Here is a 3,057-nt window from a genome sequence, read left to right as displayed (position 1 = left end):
TCAACACTAAAGAAATTTCTGGAATACTTTGGAGTGAATAACTCAGAGGTGAAGGCGGATGTGGTAATTGGGGATAATCAACAAGGCATAAAAACTGTTGCAGGTAATCCCAATGCTATTGGATACGTCTCCATTGGTGCTGCGGAATATAGTATGCAGGAGGGTATATCCATCAAGCTTCTGGCACTGGATGGGGTTGAAGCAACCAGTGAAGCAGTCGCTAATGGCAGTTTTCCCTTGCTTCGGCAATTAACTCTGGTGACAAAAGGAAACCCCACTGGACTAGCAAAGCAGTTCATCACATTTGTTCAGGGTGAAGAAAATTATGATATCGTTCGGCTACAAAAATTTGTGCCCCCGAAAAATTGATCGGTTTTTAGGGTGGACTGTACGAGGAATTGCCTCTGTGGTAGGTATACTCGTTGTGATTATTACAGGGTTCTTGATCATTGAATCCTTACCGATTCTTGATGAAATCGGGATATTAGCCTTTTTGACCGATGCTAGCTGGAGTCCCGCTCAAGGATTCTATAACCTCACCCCAATGTTGGTGGGTACCCTATTGGTGGTAACAGGAGCAGTAGTGCTAGCGGCTCCCGTTGGGATTTTGTCGGCTTTGTTCTGCCACTATTACGCTCCTCCTTTCCTCGCTAGTTTCTACCGCCGCTTACTGGAGTTAATGGCGGGATTTCCGGGAGTAATTTATGGACTTTGGGGGCTTGTTGTGTTAGTGCCACTGATTAATCGCCTCCATCCACCAGGAACCAGTTTACTAGCAGGAATACTAATGTTAGCTCTACTGATTATTCCTACCATTGCCCTAACCGTGGACGCGACCTTAGCAGAGATGAACCAAGTTTATTGGCAGGGAGCCGCTTCCCTAGGATTGTCCCGTTGGGGGACGATTTTGGGCATCATGCTACCCGCTGCGCGACTGGGGGTATTTACTGGCATTATCCTAGGCATTGGACGAGCCCTTGGGGAAACGATGCTGGTGTTAATGGTCTGTGGTAATGTCCCTCAGATTCCAGATACACTGTTCGCTCCGATTCGCACCTTACCCGCTAACATTGCTTTGGAAATGGCTTTTGCCCTGGGCAATCATCGTTCATCCCTGTTTGTAACTGGATTGTTGTTGCTGGCAGTTAGTCTGTTTCTGGCGCTCTTGGCAGAAGCGATCGCAGAAGAAAAACACATTTACTAGTATAATTGCCCCTGAGTTGGGTAACCATCCACTACAGAGTTATTGCAGTGTCAGCTTCCATGGCTCTCTTTTCTTCTCACTCTCATGCAACACATCCTTCTAAAGGCTCTAAAAAACGGAAATTTTTGAGTGACTCTCGCAATCATCGGCATCGGAGCAAGATTGCTTATCGAGACCGAGTGTTGAGCATCATTGTCTGGTTCGTTGCTTTGTCCGTCGCCGCTAGTTTAGCGATAATTCTGGGGCATTTGGTTTGGTATGGATCTAGCCATTTATCTTGGGAATTCCTGACCACAGACCCTGAAAATGCTGGTCGCGAAGGAGGTATTGCCTCCATATTGGTTTCAACGGCATTGATTTTAGGGGTTTGCCTGGCAGTAGCCCTGCCCCTGGGGTTGGGAACTGCCATCCTGTTAGCTGAATTTACCGCCACCAATAACTTATTTAGTCGGTTGGTGCGACGCAGTTTGGATATGTTGGCAGGAGTTCCTTCGATTGTCTTTGGTTTGTTTGGCAATGCCTTCTTCTGTGTTACCCTTGGTCTTGGCTTCTCTATCCTGTCTGGAGGATTGACCTTAGCCTGTATGGTGCTGCCGATCTTGATTCGTTCTATTGAAGAAGGGCTGCGGGCTGTTCCTGAAGAATACCGTTTGGGGGCTGCATCCTTGGGAATCTCACGCACTAGCACCCTCACAAATCTGTTGTTACCTGCTGCTGTTCCCAGTTTAGTAGCAGGCTTAATTTTGGGAATTGGGAGGGTAATCGCTGAAACAGCGGCGTTGATTTACACCAGTGGCTATGTCGATCGCACACCTACCTCTTTATTTGATTCTGGAAGGGCTTTGTCGTTGCATATTTATGAGCTATCCATGAATGTCCCTGGCGGGGATGATAATGCCTATGCCTCGGCTGTGATATTAGTTATAGTTATCCTGTTGATCAATACCACAGCGATTTACCTAGGGAAGCAATGGCATGATCGCAGTCTTCAGGAGTAAAAATGTATCGTAACTAACATTAATGAGTCAGTTTTCATCCCAGGCAAAACCAGTCATCTCTCCTCCTATGGACAACTGGGGCTTTCCTACCCTATGCACGGATCGGCTCAATTTATTCTATGGCTCTAAACAGGCCCTAGACGATATCACTTTGTCAATTCCCCAGGGTTCTATCACTGCCTTGATTGGCCCATCTGGTTGTGGCAAGACCAGCTTTTTGTATTGTCTTAATCGCTTAACCGATCTCATCCCCAAGTGCCTAGTTTATGGTAATGTTTGGTTGGGTGATTCAAATATTCTTCACCCTAAAACTGATACTATCGCTCTCCGCCGTCGGATTGGTATGGTTTTGCAGAAACCAAATCCTTTCCCATTCTCAATCTGGAAAAATATTGCTTTTCCGTTGAAAGAGCATGGTATTATAGAGCGTCGGAAAATTAATGGAATTGTTGAGAGGGTGCTCACAAATGTTAAGCTCTGGGACGAAGTCAAGGATAGGCTTACAGCCTCGGCATTGCGCCTCTCTGGAGGCCAAAAACAACGTCTTTGCATTGCCCGTACCCTCGCCTTGGCTCCAGAAATTATTTTGATGGATGAGCCTTGTAGTGCCCTAGACCCCATTTCTAGTGGGGTTGTCGAAGACTTGATTGCTAGTTTGCGGGGGAAATACACTGTGGTGATTGTCACCCACAACCTGGCTCAAGCTCGACGGATTGCAGACTATGTGGGGTTATTTTGGGTTCAGTCTGGCTGTGGACGCTTAATTGAATTTGGCCCAGCTCAGCAAATCTTCCAGAATCCCCAACATCCCATTACAGCAGAATACATCAATGGTCAGCGTGGATAAGGGAATCC

4 protein-coding genes are annotated in these 3,057 nt (G+C 46.7%); all 4 read left to right on the top strand.

Annotation, left to right across the window (positions count from 1 at the left end; all coding sequences use genetic code 11):
• Positions 1-369, top strand: a 369-nt coding sequence (locus F6K38_RS34720; protein ID WP_353737252.1) for a substrate-binding domain-containing protein, incomplete at its 5' end; no start/stop codon positions are given.
• A complete protein-coding gene (pstC, locus tag F6K38_RS34715) occupies positions 326-1,204 on the top strand; it encodes a phosphate ABC transporter permease subunit PstC (protein ID WP_287359654.1) in 879 nt (292 codons plus the stop codon). The genes F6K38_RS34720 and pstC, both read left to right, overlap by 44 nt.
• 59 nt (positions 1,205-1,263) lie before the next feature.
• Positions 1,264-2,202 carry a phosphate ABC transporter permease PstA gene (gene pstA, locus F6K38_RS34710; RefSeq protein WP_008187175.1) on the top strand — a complete coding sequence of 313 codons (939 nt, stop codon included), beginning with the start codon at positions 1,264-1,266 and terminating at the stop codon, positions 2,200-2,202.
• A gap of 22 nt (positions 2,203-2,224) precedes the next feature.
• Positions 2,225-3,049 carry a phosphate ABC transporter ATP-binding protein gene (locus F6K38_RS34705; protein WP_008187177.1) on the top strand — a complete coding sequence of 275 codons (825 nt, stop codon included), beginning with the start codon at positions 2,225-2,227 and terminating at the stop codon, positions 3,047-3,049.
• Positions 3,050-3,057: the final 8 nt, after the last annotated feature.

The sequence above is a fragment of the Moorena sp. SIO3B2 genome (assembly GCF_010692525.1).
GTDB lineage: Bacteria > Cyanobacteriota > Cyanobacteriia > Cyanobacteriales > Coleofasciculaceae > Moorena > Moorena producens.
The sequence above is the reverse complement of the archived record's forward strand: the minus strand, read 5'-3'. Positions and strand labels throughout refer to the sequence as shown.

Bases quoted from the DNA above. Each gene is read 5' to 3' on its own strand.
- pstC (WP_287359654.1), top strand. From the start codon at position 326: ATGATATCGTTCGGCTACAAAAATTTGTGCCCCCGAAAAATTGATCGG.
- pstA (WP_008187175.1), top strand. From the start codon at position 1,264: ATGGCTCTCTTTTCTTCTCACTCTCATGCAACACATCCTTCTAAAGGC.
- F6K38_RS34705 (WP_008187177.1), top strand. From the start codon at position 2,225: ATGAGTCAGTTTTCATCCCAGGCAAAACCAGTCATCTCTCCTCCTATG.